The organism is Bacillus nitratireducens (assembly GCF_036320425.1).
Lineage (GTDB): Bacteria > Bacillota > Bacilli > Bacillales > Bacillaceae_G > Bacillus_A > Bacillus_A nitratireducens.
On record NZ_JAUMJO010000069.1, the window covers coordinates 1 to 241 of the forward strand.

Annotated in this window: 2 rRNA genes; both read left to right on the plus strand. The window is 44.8% G+C overall.

The features are described from left to right. A 23S ribosomal RNA gene (locus tag Q3V31_RS30885) occupies window positions 1-107 on the plus strand; the annotation flags it as partial. Between the two features lie 49 nt (window positions 108-156). Further along, window positions 157-241, plus strand: a 5S ribosomal RNA gene (gene rrf / locus Q3V31_RS30890); the annotation flags it as partial.

Genomic DNA, 241 nt, shown 5'->3' on the forward strand with positions numbered 1-241 from the left:
GCGTAAGCTAGTAAGATCCCTGAAAGATGATCAGGTTGATAGGTTCGAGGTGGAAGCATGGTGACATGTGGAGCTGACGAATACTAATAGATCGAGGACTTAACCATATAATATGTAGCAAATGTTATCTAGTTTTGAAGGAATATGCCTTCATAGTTTGGTGATGATGGCAGAGAGGTCACACCCGTTCCCATACCGAACACGGAAGTTAAGCTCTCTAGCGCCGATGGTAGTTGGGACC